Origin of the sequence: Brevibacillus gelatini (assembly GCF_003710935.1) — a bacterium.
Lineage (GTDB): Bacteria > Bacillota > Bacilli > Brevibacillales > Brevibacillaceae > Brevibacillus > Brevibacillus gelatini.
Genome location: NZ_RHHS01000027.1, coordinates 109,731 through 126,103 on the forward strand (window position 1 = coordinate 109,731; position 16,373 = coordinate 126,103).

At 52.9% G+C, this 16,373-nt stretch carries 14 protein-coding genes, 2 pseudogenes and 1 riboswitch; of the genes and pseudogenes, 9 read left to right on the top strand and 7 right to left on the bottom strand.

Annotated features, from left to right (window positions below; translation table 11 throughout):
• Positions 1–50: 50 nt before the first annotated feature.
• Complete coding sequence (locus tag EDM57_RS11180) at positions 51–2,993, bottom strand: response regulator (protein ID WP_122904845.1); 2,943 nt, start codon at positions 2,991–2,993, stop codon at positions 51–53.
• Between the two features lie 97 nt (positions 2,994–3,090).
• Between EDM57_RS11180 and EDM57_RS11185 the strand changes: the two genes are divergently transcribed.
• Positions 3,091–3,408, top strand: a complete 318-nt coding sequence (locus tag EDM57_RS11185; RefSeq protein ID WP_122904846.1) for a hypothetical protein — start codon at positions 3,091–3,093, stop codon at positions 3,406–3,408.
• A 294-nt stretch (positions 3,409–3,702) separates the two neighbouring features.
• Here EDM57_RS11185 and tnpA read toward each other — a convergent pair whose 3' ends face one another.
• The 3 genes and pseudogenes from tnpA to EDM57_RS11200 all read right to left on the bottom strand — a co-directional run.
• Complete coding sequence (gene tnpA, locus EDM57_RS11190; protein WP_122904847.1) at positions 3,703–4,173, bottom strand: IS200/IS605 family transposase; 471 nt, start codon at positions 4,171–4,173, stop codon at positions 3,703–3,705.
• Positions 4,174–4,403: 230 nt separating this feature from the next.
• The gene (locus tag EDM57_RS11195) at positions 4,404–5,774 is read right to left on the bottom strand and encodes an amino acid permease (RefSeq protein ID WP_122904848.1); all 1,371 of its coding nucleotides are present in this window, start codon (positions 5,772–5,774) and stop codon (positions 4,404–4,406) included.
• A gap of 646 nt (positions 5,775–6,420) precedes the next feature.
• A pseudogene (locus tag EDM57_RS11200) lies at positions 6,421–6,558 on the bottom strand (aldehyde dehydrogenase family protein); the annotation flags it as partial.
• Positions 6,559–6,812: 254 nt separating this feature from the next.
• On the opposite strand from EDM57_RS11200, the gene EDM57_RS11205 reads away from it, so the two are divergent.
• From EDM57_RS11205 to EDM57_RS11220, 4 genes are all read left to right on the top strand, one after another.
• Positions 6,813–7,556 carry a metal ABC transporter ATP-binding protein gene (locus tag EDM57_RS11205; protein ID WP_122904849.1) on the top strand — a complete coding sequence of 248 codons (744 nt, stop codon included), beginning with the start codon at positions 6,813–6,815 and terminating at the stop codon, positions 7,554–7,556.
• Entirely contained in the window at positions 7,556–8,416 is an 861-nt protein-coding gene (locus EDM57_RS11210) for a metal ABC transporter permease (protein ID WP_122904850.1), read from the top strand. Before EDM57_RS11205 ends, EDM57_RS11210 begins: the two co-directional genes overlap by 1 nt.
• Positions 8,417–8,428: 12 nt before the next feature.
• Positions 8,429–9,376 (top strand): metal ABC transporter substrate-binding protein, encoded by a 948-nt coding sequence (locus EDM57_RS11215; protein ID WP_122904851.1) that lies wholly within the window; start codon positions 8,429–8,431, stop codon positions 9,374–9,376.
• A 524-nt stretch (positions 9,377–9,900) separates the two neighbouring features.
• On the top strand, positions 9,901–10,620 hold the full coding sequence (locus EDM57_RS11220; protein WP_122904852.1) for a YebC/PmpR family DNA-binding transcriptional regulator: 720 nt from the start codon (positions 9,901–9,903) through the stop codon (positions 10,618–10,620).
• A gap of 355 nt (positions 10,621–10,975) precedes the next feature.
• On the opposite strand, the gene EDM57_RS11230 is transcribed toward EDM57_RS11220, so the two are convergent.
• A complete protein-coding gene (locus EDM57_RS11230) occupies positions 10,976–11,926 on the bottom strand; it encodes an ABC transporter substrate-binding protein (protein WP_122904854.1) in 951 nt (316 codons plus the stop codon).
• 268 nt (positions 11,927–12,194) lie between these two features.
• Positions 12,195–12,299: riboswitch (glycine riboswitch) on the top strand.
• Between the two features lie 337 nt (positions 12,300–12,636).
• Between EDM57_RS11230 and EDM57_RS11235 the strand changes: the two are divergent.
• From EDM57_RS11235 to purU, 4 genes and pseudogenes are all read left to right on the top strand, one after another.
• Positions 12,637–13,083: pseudogene (locus tag EDM57_RS11235) on the top strand (L-serine ammonia-lyase, iron-sulfur-dependent subunit beta); the annotation flags it as partial.
• A gap of 1 nt (position 13,084) precedes the next feature.
• A complete protein-coding gene (sdaAA, locus tag EDM57_RS11240) occupies positions 13,085–13,957 on the top strand; it encodes an L-serine ammonia-lyase, iron-sulfur-dependent, subunit alpha (protein ID WP_122904856.1) in 873 nt (290 codons plus the stop codon).
• A 22-nt stretch (positions 13,958–13,979) separates the two neighbouring features.
• A complete protein-coding gene (gcvH, locus tag EDM57_RS11245; RefSeq protein WP_122904857.1) occupies positions 13,980–14,369 on the top strand; it encodes a glycine cleavage system protein GcvH in 390 nt (129 codons plus the stop codon).
• Positions 14,370–14,439: 70 nt separating this feature from the next.
• Positions 14,440–15,315, top strand: coding sequence for a formyltetrahydrofolate deformylase (gene purU / locus EDM57_RS11250; RefSeq protein WP_122904858.1), 876 nt, complete (start codon positions 14,440–14,442; stop codon positions 15,313–15,315).
• 80 nt (positions 15,316–15,395) lie between these two features.
• On the opposite strand, the gene def is transcribed toward purU, so the two are convergent.
• Together def and EDM57_RS11260 are read right to left on the bottom strand one after the other, a co-directional pair.
• A complete protein-coding gene (gene def, locus EDM57_RS11255; RefSeq protein WP_122904859.1) occupies positions 15,396–15,914 on the bottom strand; it encodes a peptide deformylase in 519 nt (172 codons plus the stop codon).
• A gap of 27 nt (positions 15,915–15,941) precedes the next feature.
• Positions 15,942–16,184 carry a helix-turn-helix domain-containing protein gene (locus EDM57_RS11260; protein ID WP_122904860.1) on the bottom strand — a complete coding sequence of 81 codons (243 nt, stop codon included), beginning with the start codon at positions 16,182–16,184 and terminating at the stop codon, positions 15,942–15,944.
• Between the last annotated feature and the right edge of the window lie 189 nt (positions 16,185–16,373).

Sequence of the window (16,373 nt, forward strand, 5' to 3'; positions counted from 1 at the left end):
AAAAAAACGGGGAAAATGGACCTGCTTTCACGAAAAATGCGAAAAACTTATTAGGATAATGCCAGAGTTTCCAGCCATTCGCTGGTCAGTGCTAACACTTCGTTCAACTGCCATTCCAGCTCGCTCATACATTCTTCACAATCGCTTAGGCTTGCCGCCTGAGAAAGCAGGTCCTCCACCTTTCTTGATACGAGCAGCAATCGTTGGGCTGACAAATTGCCCGCCACGCCGCTTAAGGTGTGGACCATGCGCTGCGCTTCCTGTGTATTGCCCTCGCGGAGCGTCTTTTGCAGCCGCTGGAAAAAATCTGCATACTCGCGGGTAAACGTCCGGAGAATTTGCGTGTAGATCGGTATTTTTCCGTCCAGACGATCTAGTGCGAGAGACACATCCAGACAAGGCACAGGGATGAGCTGCTTTAACGTTTCCTTCATCTCGCCCAGATGAATCGGCTTGGTGATGACGCCGTTCATGCCCGAGCGGTAGCAATTGTCGTGCTCAGCCTGGATGACGCTCGCCGTCATGGCGATGATCGGCAGGCTCGCGTATTGCTTGTGCTGTCGAATGCGCTGCGTCGCTTCACAGCCGTCCACCTCCGGCATGTGGACGTCCATCAGAATCAGATCCCATTTTTTCGTAGGAAGAAGCTCCAGCACTTCCCGCCCGTTTTTGGCGACCGTAACGGCATAGCCTTCCCGACGCAGAAAGTCAATAGAGACCAGCCGATTGATCTCGTTGTCTTCCGCCAGCATGATTTTGCCGCGATGCCCGGGAAACAGGACGTTCTCGGCAGGAGCGTTCTGCGCGGAAGCCGGGACGTGGGCGGTGTGCATGTCCTTGTGCTCCTGCGCTCCCCGCAGGGCACGCGCCACATCCATGCGCGTAATCGGCTTGATGAGCACGGCGTCGGGCTGGACAGCTTCTTCCAGTGAGGCAAGCTCGTCGCGTCCGTACTCGGTCGTCATGGCGATGGTCGCCGCGTTGCAGGCTTTGGCGAGCGTGTGCAGGCGCCAGAGCGACTCGACTCCGTACATGTCTTCCGCCTCCATGTCGACGAAAACAAAGCGAATCGGAGCGGATTCGTCAGCCTGCTCCAGCAGCGCAAACGCCTCTTTCCACGAGGCTGTGCAGATTGGGACAAAGTGCAAGCCGGACAGCATCTCCGCCAGACTGCTGCGCATTTGGTCATGATCCTCCACGATCAGGACGCGCTGGTTTGCGTAGCCTGCCGGAAGCAGGGAGCCGGGGCTTTCGCTGTCCTGCCATGGCGCATGCTCGAACGAAAGGGTAAAAGCGAAGCGGCTTCCCGAGCCAATCGCGCTCGTAACTTCGAGGGTCCCGCCCATCATTTCCACGAGACTGCGCGAGATGACGAGGCCCAGTCCAGTACCGCCGTATTTTCTGCTCGTCGTGCCGTCCGCTTGGGTAAACGGCTCAAACAGCTTGCTCAACTGCTCCGCTGTCATGCCAATGCCCGTATCCTCCACAGCAAAGTGCAACTTCAGGCTCTTTTCGTTTTCCTGCACGAGCGAGATGCGCAAGGCAACGTGTCCGTGCTCCGTAAACTTGATCGCGTTGTGGCACAAATTGAGCAAAATCTGCTCCAGCCGATGCTGGTCCCCGATCAGCTTGGGCAGCAATTTCGGCGGCATTTCGACGATGATCTCGATTTGCTTCCTTCCAAGGTAAATGCTCAGCATGTGCGTGAGCCGCCGGACAAAGTCGTCGAGGTCAAAGCTGGCTTTTTCCAGCACCAGCTTGCCGGCTTCGATCTTGGAAAAGTCGAGAATCTCGTTGATGAGCCGCAGCAGAACCTGGGAGGAAGAAAGAATTTTGTCCAGGTAATCTTTTTGCATCACGGTCATGACGGTTTTTTGCATCAGCTGTGACAGGCCGATGATTCCGTTTAGCGGAGTGCGGATTTCGTGGCTCATCCGTGCCAGAAAATCGGTTTTGGCTTTGCTCGCTTCTTCCGCTTCTTCCTTTGCGGTCAACAGCTCCGCCTGGATGCGTTGCTGCTCTTTGAGCATGATGTGCAGCAGATGAGCGAGCAGACCGACCAGAATACAAATCGACAGCCCGGTAATCACGCTGGACAGCCGCTGCACGGAGTTCAGCTGGTCGAGAGCTTCACTCGTGGGCAAAACGGCCGCGATGGACCAGCCTGTAGATGCGACAGGCGCATAGCCGATGTAGTAGCTGCTGCCGTCGATGGAGGCGAGCTGCAGCCCTTTTCGACCAGCGATCATGTTCTGGGCGATTTGTCCCATGTCTCCAGAAAACTCGGTCAGCTTTTGCCGACTGACAAGCTCGGAATCGGGGTGATACATGATCGTCCCGTCCCTGGAGAGCAGAATGGCATAGCCGGATTTGCCAATGGGATAGCTGCCGAGCATCTGCGGGATGTCATCGAGTAAAATATCAATGGCGACGAAGCCCAACAGCTTTCCGTTCTCTTTCAGCTTCATGGTGCCGCTGGTGACCATTTTTTTGGTCAGGAAATCTTCGTACGGCTCAGAAAAAACCACTCCGTCCGAGCGAATGGCGTCCTGGTACCAAGGCCGTTGCTGGATGGACAAGTCTTCACTCGTAAACTCGTTTGCGTTGCCAAGCATGAAGTTGCCCGCTTGACTGGAAACCCAGACAAGTTGCAGACTTTGATCCAGCTTCTGAACGCCGGACAATGCGGCTACAAGATCCGGGTAATCAGGATTGGAAAACGCATCGTCCCGCGTTTGCACGGTTTGCAGGTAGCGACGAACTGCCGGGTTGGTGCTCATTTGCTTGAGGAGAAAGCTTTTCTGGGAGAAAAAAGCGTTCATTCGTTCCGCAAGCGCCTGGCTTTGTAATGTCAGCTTCGTCTCGATCTCGTTTATCATGATCCGATTGGTTTGAGAGCGCACAATGTAGCTGGACAGAGAGAAGGCGACGACGATGATTAACAGAATGAGGATGGTCAATTTTCGGGCATGGCTGACGTGAAAAATTTTCATGTACGACCTCGCTATTTGGATGGAATCGGGAAAAGACGATACTCCATTCGGATTTTTGTGTAAAATATTGGATGATGGCAAAGGAGGGGCTGCGTGCATGTACACGTCGTTGACTGTGAAATATTTGAAAATTTCTTCTTATATCAAGCTCTGTGTAGGAGCAGGCTTTTCTCTCGGCCTGCTGATCGGGCTTTTCCAACTGGTTGTCCTGCTTTTGATGCGTGCAGTGGATCATACCGGAACAGCGGAAGCGACAAGTATCCTGGGCAGTCTGCTTAGACTCGTGGGAACAGTTTCAGCATACACGTTAGGGGCGTTGTTTTTTAGCCTTATTTCTTATTTTCCGTTTATGTTTCTGCTCAAACGTAAAAATGGCATCGCGATTGAAGGGATCTTTGATTCAGGGACGGAGTAAACCGATCATGACGTTCAGGAGAGAATCGCCCATGCGATTCATCGCGGAGAGCTTACCCGTCCGATTGCCGAGTATCTCGTGCCCAAGGTGAACCTGCCGGACCGCCAGAGGCAGGCCGGCTCGCAGGCGCAGCTTCGCGTAGAGAACGAGCCGGAAGCGAGCAAGTCATAACCACCGGCTTAGCCGGTGGCTTCCATCAGCCCTATAAGGGCATGTTACAAGCAAGCGCCTGAAAGGCGCACTGAAAGTCTGCCAACCGCGTATTGCCTCGGGCTGCCCCTAAAAAGGGGCTTTTTATCTGCCCTTTTTCACCGACTCACCCGTAAACGGGTCAACCAGCTCTTTCATCGTCAATTGCTCGTAATTTTTGTCCTCCACTAACTGATTGCGAATGTACTCTTCTATTACCTTTTTGTTTCTCCCCACCGTATCCACATAGTACCCTCTACACCAAAATTGGCGGTTCCCATATCGGTATTTCATGTTTGCAAACTTATCAAAAATCATCAGAGAGCTTTTCCCTTTTAAGTAGCCCATGAACTCAGATACACTTAGTTTTGGTGGAATGCTTACCAGCATGTGAATATGATCCACGCAGGCTTCTCCTTCGATAATCTCCACCCCTTTTCGTTCACATAACTCCCGCAATATCTTTCCGATCTCTCTTCTCAATTTTCCGTATATCACTTGTCTACGGTATTTCGGCGCAAATACAATATGGTATTTGCAGTTCCATTTGGTATGTGCTAGACTGCTTTTGTCCATCCTTTGTCCTCCTGTGATTCATGTGAGCGGTTGGCAGACCGGCTCTCATCTTATCACTGGGTTCAAAGGATGGCTACTCATAGCTATAAGCTTTCCTGAACCCCCAGTCGAACTGGGGGTTTTCGCTATACAATAAAAAGCATCCCGCGAACGCCTGATGCAGTCGCGGGATGCTTGTCCTGGTCTGAAACACATCGGGAGCAGGATGTGTTTTTTTGTTTGGTCGCCTGTTAGTTTTCCACGGCCTTGACCTGTTCGACTTTGGCTTTGCGCAGCTTGTAAATCACGACGAGCATGATGAACCAGACCGGAGTGATGAACAGGGCAACACGCGTATCTTCGGCAAGCGCAAGCACGACGAGAATGAACGCCAAAAAAGCGAGAATCAGGTAATTGGCGAACGGAAACAGCGGCATCTTGAACTTGCTTGCCCGTGCCAGATCAGGTCTTGTCTTGCGGTACTTCAAGTGGCAGATTACGGTAATGCCCCAGATGTACAGGAAGCAAACGGTCGAGACACTCGTAATCAGGGTGAAGACGCCTTCTGGCATGACGTAGTTCAGGACAACGGCAATGAGAATGACAACCGTTGAGAAGAACAGGGCATTGGCAGGCACCTTGCGTTGTGTGAGCTTGGTCATGGACTCAGGCGCATTTTTTTCCTTGCCGAGCGAGTAGAGCATCCGGCTTGTACTGAAAATCGCGCTGTTACATGCCGACGCAGCGGAGGTCAGCACGACGAAGTTGACAATACCTGCGGCTGTTGCGATACCGATCGCGGCAAACACTTGAACGAACGGGCTCTCGGTCGGGATGATGGCGTTCCATGGGTAGATGCTCATGATGACGATGAGAGCGCCGACGTAGAAGAGCAGCACGCGGATCGGGATGTTGTTGATCGCTTTTGGAATGACGCGCTCAGGGTCTGCTGTCTCTCCGGCGGTCAGCCCGACAAGCTCAATTCCGACAAAGGCGAACACGACCATCTGGAAGGAAAGCAAAAAGCCGTTGATGCCGTTCGGGAACATGCCGCCGTGGCTCCAAATATTAGCGAAGCTGGATGCGCCGGCGTTTGTCGAGAACCCTTTGATAATCATGAAGATTCCGACGAAGATCAGAGCGAGAATCGCGATGACTTTGATGAGCGCGAACCAGAATTCCATTTCCCCGAAAAGCTTGACTGTTGCCAGGTTCATGATGAGCAGAACCACGAGCGCAATCAGTCCCGGCATCCATTGCGGAATTTCAGGGAACCAGTATTGCGTATACAGCCCGACAGCCGTCAAGTCTGCCATGGCAATCGAGATCCAGCAAAACCAGTACGTCCAGCCTGTGATGAACGCTGCCATGTTGCCAAGGTAGTCTTTTACGAAGTCCACAAAAGAATGATAGTTCAGGTTGCTAAGGAGAAGTTCGCCGAGCGAGCGCATAATCAGGAAGCAAATAACCCCCGTTATCAAGTAAGCAAACAGGATGGACGGGCCGGCAAGGTGAATGGATTTCCCGGCACCAAGAAACAGTCCTGTCCCGATGGCCCCGCCGATCGCGATGAGCTGAACGTGCCTGTTTTTCAGGCCCCTCGCCAATTTTTGCTGTTGCATGTGATCTCCCTCATTTCTCATGCGTTTGATTCGTTTGCGAATGATGGCAAAAAGCCAACAGCCGACAATTTGAAAAGTTTATGAAACTTTATATTTCTTATCTTAACATAGTGGACTTGCACAAATAAATCACAAAGTTACTTCCAACGAAAAAAACGCTTACATTTTTACTTTGAGCAGAAATTTTGCGTATTTGTCGGCAGTATTTCCTCCTTTTTCGGCGCGAACGCGAATGTGAACGGCTTGTCAACTGCGAATGCACGGGTGCCTGGCGTCATTCCCGTTGAAAGCAACAAAAAAAGGAACGGGAAAAACAGGCGGGCTCCCATTTTTCTCTATCCTTTTATCTGAGAAGCTGATTCCTGTGGTGCCAGACGACGAGATTGCTCTCTCCCGCTCTATTAATGGCGTTACATATTCGCAAGCACGTTTTTGATAGTAATTTATTCTGAAAAGTTTGTCAAACAAAAATTCCTAATAAACAGATTATTTTAATCATAAAACATTTTTGATTGATGGAAGGATATGGGGGAGCGGGAGAAGGGTTTGCTCGCCTGGCACAGGAGTTGCTGCTTAGCTGGCGGCATACAGAAAGGAGAGAATGAGAACATGAACATTTCTACATTATCTGCTGCGAACAAACTGGTCAGCCGTGGTGACTGCCTCCCCGGCCAAACCCGCTTTCCTTCATGTCGCCAAACGGCGCTTGCGCGACAGATGGCACCCCGTCGTTTACCCCGACGATGCCGTACTCCAGTTTTTCCGAAAACGTGAACGCCGCTGACTGCGATCAAGCTGTCGTAGCCGCGAAGAATGAAAATGAGCATTGACAGCAGGATAAATATCCTTTAAATTTTGCATCAAGGAAACATTTTTATACACAAGCATATTATTTTGCTAAGGTGAATATTATTGGGCAACAACTACAATTTTGTGTATAAGCATATATGAGCCGGTCAGAGCGATTGTCCCGTGAACGCAACGGTCAGCTGGCAGCTAGAGCGAGCACCAACGACTGGTGAATTTGGAGGGAATCTCATGAATCATGCGGTCTCAGTCAGGGAGCTTTGCGTCTCCTACTTTGGAGTCGAGGCAGTGCGGGATGTGACGTTTGACATCGAGCAGGGAAGCATGGTGGGCATCATTGGGCCCAATGGCGCGGGAAAGTCGACCATGATTAAGGCGATGCTCGGATTGATCGGAAAAGACAGGGGAGACGTCCTGTTTTACGGCAAGGACGTGAAGGAAGTCAGAAAGCAGGTCGCCTATGTGCCGCAGCGCAGCCAGATCGACTGGACGTTTCCAATCACCGTGCTCGATACCGTTCTCATCGGAACGTACCCGAGCGTCGGCCTGTTCAAATTTCCGAAAAAGAAGGAAAAGGCGTGGGCGATGGAATGTCTGCAGGAAGTCGGACTTGCGGACTTCGCGAAACGGCAGATTGGCGAGTTGTCCGGCGGGCAGCAGCAGCGCGTTTTTTTGGCGCGGGCACTGGCGCAAAAGCCGGAGATGCTCCTTCTGGACGAGCCGTTTGTCGGGATTGACGTCGCCAGCGAGGAGACGATCATCCGGATTTTGAAGGAGCTGCAGTTTGAGGGCAAAACAATTGCGGTCGTCCACCACGACTTGAGCAAGGCGAATGCTTACTTCGATCAGCTGCTGCTTTTGAACAAGGAGCTTATCAAGTTCGGTGCCGTCGATGAAGTCCTGAATCGCGAGGTCATGGCGAAAGCGTACGCCCATCAGCTTCAATTTCTGGAGAAGGTAGAGGTAACGGCGTGATGGATTTTTTACAAGCAATCGGACAGTACGGATTTTTGCAAAAAGCTTTGTTTACATCAGTCGTAGTCGGCATCATCTGCGGGGTCATCGGCAGCTTCATTATTTTGCGCGGCATGTCGCTGATGGGGGATGCGATCTCGCACGCGGTTTTGCCGGGGGTCGCTCTCTCTTATGCGTTCGGAATCAATTTTTTTCTGGGAGCAGTCGCCACTGGCGTCCTGACGGCGATCGGAATCGGCTACGTCAGCCAGAACAGCCGGATCAAGAACGATACGGCCATCGGGATTTTGTTCACCTCGGCTTTTGCCCTGGGGATCATTTTGATTACGCTGCAAAAAAGCAGTACGGACCTGTACCATATCCTGTTCGGGAACGTGCTGGCCGTCCGGCCGTCTGACATGTGGGTCACTGTCGGCATTGGCGTGATTGTACTCGTTGCCGTCTACGCCTTTTTCAAGGAACTGCTGCTGACATCGTTCGACCCGACGATTGCCGCCGCCTACGGTCTGCGCAACAATCTCATCCACTACCTGCTGATGACTTTGCTGACGATGGTGACAGTGGCGTCTCTGCAAACGGTCGGCATCGTGCTCGTCGTCGCCATGCTGATTACCCCGGCCGCTACGGCGTATTTGCTGACGGATCGCCTGTCGGTGATGATTTTTCTCGCTGCCGGCTTCGGGGTCATCTCTGCCATCATCGGCTTGTACTTCAGCTTTACCTACAATCTGGCATCGGGCGCGACGATTGTGCTCGTGGCAACCGCGCTGTTTTTGCTAGCCTTTCTGTTCTCCCGCAAGCACGGGGTTGTCTGGAAGTCCATTCGCGCCCGGCAAAAAAGAGTCGAGCTTTCAAAGTGAAGGAGGATTCGCATGAACAAATGGAATTCGTTTCTCGTCTTTCTCATTGCAACTGTCCTGCTCGCTGCGTGCGGTACTCCGCAAAACAACTCGGCCGAGCCCGGAAAATCAGGAAACGACAAGTTGCAAGTCGTGACGACGTACTCGATTTTGTACGACATCGTGAAAAACGTAGGGGGAGACCGCGTCGAGATTCACAGCCTGGCTCCCGTCGGCTCCAACCCGCACGAATACGATCCGCTGCCGGCAGACGTCCAGAAAACAACGGATGCCGATGTCGTGTTCTACAACGGCCTGAATCTGGAAGCAGGAAACGCGTGGTTTGAAAAGCTGATGCACACAGCAGGCAAGTCCGGCCCGGATGCACCTGTGTTTCGCCTGAGCGAAGGCGTAGCCGCCAAGCATTTGACCAGCAAAGGCAAGGAAAGCGAAGAAGACCCGCACGCCTGGCTGGACGTGCGCAACGGCATCAAGTACGCGGAAAACGCCCGCGACGCTCTCAGCAAAATCGACCCGGCGCACAAGGAAACGTACGAGCAAAACGCAGCGGCGTACATCGAAAAGCTGCGCGCCCTGCACGACGAAGCCGTCAAGCAGTTCAGCCAAATCCCGCGCGAGCAGCGCGTCCTCGTAACGAGCGAAGGAGCGTTTAAATATTTTGGCGAAGCGTACGATTTCGACGCCGCCTACATCTGGGAAATCAACTCGGAAAACCAGGGAACGCCTGAGCAGGTCAGCCAGGTAGTCGACCTGATCCGCGAGAAAAAAATCCCGGCGCTGTTCGTCGAGACAAGCATCGACCCGCGCAGCATGGAAATGGTCTCGGCCGAAACCGGCGTGCCAATCGTCGGCAAAGTGTTCACCGACTCGCTCGGCAAACCAGGCGAAGACGGCGATTCGTACATCAAGATGATGGAGTGGAACATCAAGACGATTTATGAAGGGTTGACGAAAAAATAGATGACAAGCTTGGACGGTTCTCCGATTGGAGATTGGCTGACCAAGCAAGGAAATGGGGCGGTTAGGCAGAATCTATGTCTAGCCGCCTATTTTTCTTTAAGTAGAAATCGTGATTGGGAACAAGGATGGGGAGATGAGCGTTCGCTATGTCAAAAAAGAAAAGGGGACGATCCCTCTAATCTACGCTTACTTTGAATCAAACGTTAACAGATTCATTCTGGAAGATGTTGTTATTCGAACGGCGAATTTTGAGTGACAAGTAAACTCCATTTTTCACCCCGACAGACCATCGCAAGCCGCGATCAAGCCAAAAACAAGAGAATCGAACAACCCCAAACGCAACTGGCAAACAACGACCGCACCGATTAAGCACAAAAAGAAAGCCACCCAAAACAGCGTATACGTTTTTCACAAGGATTTTCTCGTAAAAAAACCCAAGATTGAGGTATAATAGTTGAGTGTAATTTTGGACTGCGGAGTCTTTTTAGCATTCAATCTGTGACGTTGAAAGAGAGTGGGAATTTATGGGTCGTAAGTGGAACAATATCAAGGAGAAAAAAGCTTCGAAAGATGCCAGCATCAGTCGTATATATGCCAAGTTCGGCAAGGAAATTTATGTAGCGGCCAAGCAAGGCGAGCCTGATCCAGAGTCGAACCGTGCGCTGAAAGTCGTCCTGGAGCGCGCCAAAACATACAGCGTACCGAAGGCGATCATCGACCGCGCAATCGAAAAAGCCAAGGGCGGATTTGAAGAAAACTACAGCGAGCTGCGCTACGAAGGCTTCGGACCAAACGGCTCCATGGTCATCGTGGACGCCTTGACCAACAACGTAAACCGCACGGCGTCTGAAGTGCGCGCCGCCTTCAACAAAAACGGCGGCAACATGGGTGTGACTGGCTCTGTAGCCTACATGTTCGACCCGACGGCAGTATTTGGCCTCGAAGGCAAAACAGCCGAGGAAGTGCTCGAAATTTTGATGGAAGCCGACGTAGACGTCCGCGACATTTTGGAAGAAGACGGGGCCGTCATCGTCTACGCTGAGCCGGAGCAGTTCCATGCCGTGCAGGAAGCGCTGAAAAAAGCGGGCATCAGCGAATTTACTGTCGCCGAGCTGACCATGCTCCCGCAAAACGAAGTGACGCTTTCCGCAGAAGCGCAAGCCCAGTTTGAAAAAATGATCGACGCTCTCGAAGACCTGGATGATGTGCAGCAGGTGTACCACAACGTCGATCTTGGAGAATAATTCAGTGTTGCAAGACCTTTGCTGCTTCGGTGGCGAAGGTCTTTTTCCTATGGCAAAATGGCAAAAAGAAAACCGCCTCCGAAAAGGAGACGGCATACATCGAGCTCGCTAGCTTTGAGGTGTTACCGATCACTGCGTGCGACGCATCTACCTCCAGTATGAAGTTAGAAGCTGTTAGCACTGTTGCGGTTTTCCTCTGTTCACTAGGTGATCGTGTAAATCATCCATGGCGCATCGCCTCCGTAGAAGACTACAGCCTTGTTTGAAAACACACCACCGAGCTCGATGAGTATAGTATGATCTGATTGACCGCTTTTATACACGCGAAATGCTTCAACTGTAAAGAGCAAGATGCTTATTTCAACAACCGCGCGGACAGCGCGTTCAAAAACGACTGGTTGCTGTAGGCGGTGCCTCCCGCCAATCCCGGGTTGACTGCATTTTCGTAGACCTGGCGGTTTTGAACCGCGCGCAGATTGCTCCATTCGCTTTGCTGTTTCAACTGCTCGAAAGCTTTGGCGGCGGCGGGATCGCTGCTTTTGTCGACCATGACAAACAAATAATCCGGGTCTGCCTGTGCCAGCTCTGCAAGGGAAAGCGGTACGGGCTCTTTTGCTTGCTCGACGACGCCTGGTGTCGCCAGTCCGAGATCGGTGTACAGCAAGTAGTTGTACCGCTCGTTTTTCGGATAGACGAGAAAAGCGCCTTCGTGAAACCATGCGGTCAAAACGATTTTGTCCTTGAGCGAAGCCAGCTTTTCACGCGTCTTTTCTATATTCGTCCGCACCTTGCTCACAATCGCATCGACGTTGGCGTCTTTGCCGCGCACCTCGGCAAGCAGCCGCAGATTGTCTTCCCAGTGCGCCCCGTTCGAGGAGACAGGGATCACCGTTGCCGCTGTTTCCAGCTTGCTGCGTTTTTCTGCGGACGTCTTGTCGGAAGTCAGGATGGTGTCCGGCCCCAAGGCGGCAAGATCGCCGACGTGGTCGATAATGTCCACAGGGAGCTTCTGCGTATTTTGCGTAATCGCCGCGTATTCCTGCGGAAACGCCCCGTTTTTTTCGACCGTGGCGGCAAACGGCGGGATGCCTGTCAAAAGCGCATCTTCAAAGCTGCTGCGCGATTCAATAAAGGCGATTTGTTTGGTTCGTGCGGGGATTGTATAGGTGTTGCCCAAATACTGGATAGAACGTGTCGGCTTTGCGGCAGGATCGCCTGCGGCTTGTCCTCCTGGCCCGTTCGCACCGCATGCTGAAAGCAACAATAAAACAGCCGTTACAGGGATGGCCAGTAGCTTTTTATACATCCTTCGTCACTCCGATCGTACCTTGGTCTGTTAGTGGCATGAGAGGTCTTCCCAGTAAATTATAGGGTACCCGGATCGGGAGGGACTCCTTCATTCCTGAACTTTTTCAGACATTATGATGTCGGGCCTCCTTATAAATACATGAATGGAAAAGGGGGTGGCGTCAGCAGGTATAACAGACTGAATAATGGTTTTTTTCAGAATTGACATTGGCAGAGTGAGTATGCTTTACTAAAATCAATGATATGCAAGAAGTGAATAGTAGCGGATGATGGTTGTAGGAGAGACTAAACGAACGGTTTAGCACCGAAGGAGCAAGTCCCATAAAAGCCTTGGGATCAATCTCTCAGGTACCAGATACTACAAGCGGACGCACCTCTGGAGAGCGCTGACAAAGCCACCCAAGGGGAATACTCCTGGATCGCTTCAGGAGTTAAACTCTCAGGTAAAAAGGACAGAGGAAAGGTAGGGTATCGTCACTCTATCTTTCCCCTGTCCTTTTTTTCTGTGCAAAAGGATGGAAAGGTAGCGGTCGATGTTTTTCCACACGTTTCCAGGGGGCGATGTCATGAGCTTGCAGGAGCGCAACCAGTCTGCTGGACCAGAAGCTCGCAGTGAAGCAGTCAGGAGGGGCGACGATGGTATACAACAGCTACTTTGACATTATCGGGCCGATCATGGTTGGCCCGTCCAGTTCGCATACGGCGGGGGTCGTGACGATTGGGAAGTTCGTCCACGACTTTCTTGGCGGCGGCATCGAGTCAGCCGAGATCGTGTTTTACGACTCCTTTTCGGAAACGCACAAGGGGCACGGGACAGACAAAGCGATCGTCGGCGGCCTGCTCGGGCTGGACACGGATGACAGCCGCATCCGCGTGGCGCTGGAGTTGGCGGCAAAAAGAGATGTTCGCCTCGCGTTCGAATGCCGGGGCGAGTGCCCGTATTACGACCATCCCAACACGCTGCTGGTCCGGGCGAAAACAGCCCGCGATACGGCGGTCATCGGCGGCGTGTCGCTTGGCGGGGGCATCTCGAAAATTTTTTACGTCAACGAGTTCGCCGTCGACATCCCGCTGAACGCGCCGTACGACCTGAATGAGCTGCGAAACAAGTTTTGGCAAAAAACACGCTGTGAAGCTGTGGCAGGAGGTGCATAAGATGGACTTTGCCTCCATGGAAGAGCTGTTGGCTCTTTGTGAAGCGACGAACAAAAGCATAGCGGAAGTGATGGTGGCCCGCGAGAGCTCAAAAAGCGGCCGGCCGGAGCAGGAGATTGTCGAAGGGATGAAGCAGCGGCTGGTCAGGATGAAAGAGGCGATTGACCAGGGGGTAGCGGATCGCACGCTGGCGCCAAGCGGCATATCTGGCGGGGATGCCTACAAACTGGAGCGCTATCTGGAAAAAGGCGAGCAACTCACGGGGCAGATTGTCGGGGACGCGATGAAGTTTGCCTTCGCCACCTCGGAAATGAACGCGCGAATGGGAATCATCGTTGCGACGCCGACAGCAGGCTCGGCAGGGATTTTGCCCGGCTGCCTGTTTTCGCTGCATGAAAATCAAAAGTATACGTTCGAGCATCTGGTGATGGCGCTGTTCACGGCGAGCGCCATCGGCTATGTGATCGCCAACCGCGCCTTTATCTCGGGAGCGGCAGGGGGATGCCAGGCGGAAGTCGGCTCGGCGACGGCCATGGCTGCTGCGGCCATCGTCGAGACAAAGCAGGGAACGCCGCGCCAGGCCGTGCATGCTGCGGCCATCGCCTTGAAGTCCATGCTCGGCCTCGTCTGTGACCCGGTTGCCGGACTGGTAGAGGTTCCGTGCATCAAGCGCAATGTGCTCGGTTCCTCGCTCGCCTTTTCCGCCGCCGATATTGCCCTGGCCGGGATCGAGAGCCAGATTCCGTGCGATGAAGTGATCGGGGCGATGTACGAGATTGGGAAAAAAATGCCGCGTGCTTACCGCGAAACCGCGCTGGGCGGGCTGGCCGTCACGCCGACAGGCTCAGCCGTCAAAGAGAGAATCATGAAATAAAACGATACGGAGGAGAGTAGACATGAGTAAAGTTGTAGAAAACTGGCTGTACAGCAAGGAGCACGAGTGGGTAGAGGTGCTCAGCGAGACGCGCGTGCGCGTAGGGATTACCGATTTTGCCCAAAGTCAACTGGGGGACCTCGTGTTTGTCGAGCTTCCGCAGGTGGGTACCGAAGTGGTCGCTAATCAAACCATGGGCACGGTAGAGTCGGTCAAGGCCGTATCGGACCTGTTTTCGCCAGTCAGCGGCAAAGTCGTGGAAGTAAACAGCGAGCTGGAAGACAGCCCGGAGATCATCAACACGGATGCGTACCAAAAAGGCTGGATGATTGTCGTGGAAATCAGCGACCCGAGTGAGCTGTCCGAACTGCTTACGGCCAAACAATACGCCGAATTTGCCTTGGAGGAATGAGCGTAAATGCTCCCGACGGATTGGGCAGTCTATGGAAAAGGGAAAAGCATCCAGAACGGGAGGAACCTATATGAACCAAGAGCCTGCAAAAAACGAAAATCGGGCGATCCTGCTCATTTCGTGCCCGGAGCGGCTGGGGATCATCTCGGCCGTCTCCAACCTGTTATTCAGCTACAAAGCGAACATCGTGCAGTTCGACCAGCATACGACAGACCCGCGCGACGGCATGTTTTTCATGCGCATTTTGTTTGATCTGGAGACGCTGTCCGAATCGTTCGGACAACTTGAGCAGGACCTGGCGAAAATGGCCAAGGATTACCCGATGGACTGGCGGCTCAGCAAAGAAAGCCAGAAAAAGCGCATGGCGATTTTCGTCTCGAAAATGGACCACTGTCTCGTCGAATTGCTCTGGCGCGTCAAGTCGCAGGAAATCCGCGTGGATATACCCATGGTCATCAGCAATCATCCGGACGCAAAAGAGACGGTGGAAGCGTACGGAATTCCTTTTTACCACATTCCGCTCACTACCCAGAGCAAGGAAGAGGCGGAGCGCAAGGCGCTGGAGCTGTTGCAGGGCAACGTCGACTTCATCGTCCTGGCCAGGTACATGCAAATTTTGTCCCCGCGCTTCATCGCGCATTACCCGAACCAGATTATCAACATCCATCATTCGTTTTTGCCCGCGTTCATCGGGGCCAATCCGTACAAACGCGCCTTCATGCGCGGCGTAAAGCTGATCGGGGCGACTGCCCACTACGTCACCAACGATCTGGACGAAGGGCCGATTATCGAGCAGGACGTCATTCGCGTCAACCATCGCTATACCGAGGAAGATTTGAAAGTGGCCGGCCGCCACGTCGAGCGCAACGTCCTGGCCCAGGCGATCTCCTGGCACGTCGAGGACAAAGTGATTGTGTACGGGAACAAGACGATTGTGTTTGCGTAGCTTTCACACGCCGAAAGACGCCAAAAAATCCACCTTGCATCGTCAGGTGGATTTTTTGGCGTTTTGCTCCTTCGTGCCGTTTACAATTGCTTTTTCGTCAACTGCCAAACGTCCATGAGATTCACTTTGCGCTTCGTCTGGTCGTTGTACAGCTTGTCCCCCTCGATCCGGTCCACGAACAGCACGCCGTTCAAATGGTCGATCTCATGCTGGATACAGCGGGCCAAAAAGCCTTCGCCCTCCAGCGTGAACGTTTCGCCCGCACGGTTTGCGCTCTGGATTTTCACGTACTGGGCGCGCTTCACAATGCCCGAGTACCCGGGAAAAGACAGGCATGCTTCCGGCCCGATCTGCTCCCCGTCCATCTCCAAAATTTCCGGGTTAACCAGTTCGATTAGCCCGTCTCCGCAATCCATGACGATCACGCGCTTCAAAAAGCCGACTTGCGGCGCGGCCAGCCCTGCCCGGCCTTCCTTGGCGTAGAGTGTCTCCGCCATATCGTCCAACAGCTTGCCCAGCCTGTCATTGAACTCGGTGACGGGCTTTGCCGTTTTGCGTAAAATCGGATCTCCAAAAGGGAGGATTGTTTTTACTGCCATCTGCTTTCTACCTCCAAAGTATGCAAATTACGTCTCTTCCTTTCGTGAGGGTGGGGTATGCACCCACAGATCGTTCGGCGTGCATTCCAACGCCGTGCATAGCGCATCCAGCGTGTCGGCCTTCATTTGCTTCGGCTGGCCGTTGAGCAGCGCGCTGATCGACGGAGCCGAAATCTCATAGCCCGCCTTCTCCTTCAAGAGACGTGCGAGCGCCGCCCCGGACCAGATGCCTCTGTCAGCCATTACTTTCCGCAACATCCAGACAAGCATGCCTTCCCGTTCCCCCTCTCCTTTTGCCAGTCGGCAAGAAAATTAGGCATTACCTAATATTTTTAGCTAATACCTAATATAGCGGATTGGAAGAAAAAAGCAAGAGGCAACAAGACGGCGACTGCTTTTTGCCGTAACTCCCCGCGTGACTTTTTTCATGCCAGCAGGTATCGTGGAACGTAGAGGTGA

Excerpts from the sequence above, each read along its gene's own strand:
- EDM57_RS11180 (WP_122904845.1), bottom strand. The coding sequence starts at position 2,993 with ATGAAAATTTTTCACGTCAGCCATGCCCGAAAATTGACCATCCTCATT.
- EDM57_RS11185 (WP_122904846.1), top strand. The coding sequence starts at position 3,091 with ATGTACACGTCGTTGACTGTGAAATATTTGAAAATTTCTTCTTATATC.
- tnpA (WP_122904847.1), bottom strand. The coding sequence starts at position 4,173 with ATGGACAAAAGCAGTCTAGCACATACCAAATGGAACTGCAAATACCAT.
- EDM57_RS11195 (WP_122904848.1), bottom strand. The coding sequence starts at position 5,774 with ATGCAACAGCAAAAATTGGCGAGGGGCCTGAAAAACAGGCACGTTCAG.
- EDM57_RS11205 (WP_122904849.1), top strand. The coding sequence starts at position 6,813 with ATGAATCATGCGGTCTCAGTCAGGGAGCTTTGCGTCTCCTACTTTGGA.
- EDM57_RS11210 (WP_122904850.1), top strand. The coding sequence starts at position 7,556 with ATGGATTTTTTACAAGCAATCGGACAGTACGGATTTTTGCAAAAAGCT.
- EDM57_RS11215 (WP_122904851.1), top strand. The coding sequence starts at position 8,429 with ATGAACAAATGGAATTCGTTTCTCGTCTTTCTCATTGCAACTGTCCTG.
- EDM57_RS11220 (WP_122904852.1), top strand. The coding sequence starts at position 9,901 with ATGGGTCGTAAGTGGAACAATATCAAGGAGAAAAAAGCTTCGAAAGAT.
- EDM57_RS11230 (WP_122904854.1), bottom strand. The coding sequence starts at position 11,926 with ATGTATAAAAAGCTACTGGCCATCCCTGTAACGGCTGTTTTATTGTTG.
- sdaAA (WP_122904856.1), top strand. The coding sequence starts at position 13,085 with ATGGACTTTGCCTCCATGGAAGAGCTGTTGGCTCTTTGTGAAGCGACG.
- gcvH (WP_122904857.1), top strand. The coding sequence starts at position 13,980 with ATGAGTAAAGTTGTAGAAAACTGGCTGTACAGCAAGGAGCACGAGTGG.
- purU (WP_122904858.1), top strand. The coding sequence starts at position 14,440 with ATGAACCAAGAGCCTGCAAAAAACGAAAATCGGGCGATCCTGCTCATT.
- def (WP_122904859.1), bottom strand. The coding sequence starts at position 15,914 with ATGGCAGTAAAAACAATCCTCCCTTTTGGAGATCCGATTTTACGCAAA.
- EDM57_RS11260 (WP_122904860.1), bottom strand. The coding sequence starts at position 16,184 with ATGCTTGTCTGGATGTTGCGGAAAGTAATGGCTGACAGAGGCATCTGG.